At 70.8% G+C, this 411-nt stretch carries 1 protein-coding gene; it reads left to right on the forward strand.

The window, feature by feature from the left end:
- Positions 1–411, forward strand: a 411-nt coding sequence (locus tag FS767_RS21640) for a formate dehydrogenase accessory sulfurtransferase FdhD (protein ID WP_178102764.1), incomplete at both ends; no start/stop codon positions are given.

A 411-nucleotide genomic window follows, 5' to 3' on the forward strand; every position in this document is an offset into this window, starting at 1 on the left:
TCTGGAGCAGGCGCTGCCGCAGCTGGACCGGCTACGCAAGGTGCCCTTGCCGCCGGCCATCCACCTGCACGACCTGCGCCAGCGCATCGATGCCGCCCAGGACCTGGGCCAGCGCAGCGGCGCGGTGCACGCCGCGCTGTTCATCGGCGGCCAGGGCGAACTGACCCTGTGCCGCGAGGACATCGGTCGCCACAACGCCCTGGACAAGCTGATCGGCGCCCTGTTGCGCCAGCGCCAGCCGGTGCGCGAGGGCTGCGTGGTGGTCACCAGCCGTTGCAGCCTCGAACTCATCCACAAGGCGGTGCGGGCCGGACTCGCCACCCTCATCACTCTGTCGGCGCCTACCGGGCTGGCCGTGGAGTGGGCGCGCCGTCATCGTCTCAATCTGATCCATCTGCCACACCGGTCGCC

Origin of the sequence: Pseudomonas sp. DE0010 (assembly GCF_007680745.1) — a bacterium.
GTDB classification, from domain to species: Bacteria; Pseudomonadota; Gammaproteobacteria; order Pseudomonadales; family Pseudomonadaceae; genus Aquipseudomonas; species Aquipseudomonas parafulva_B.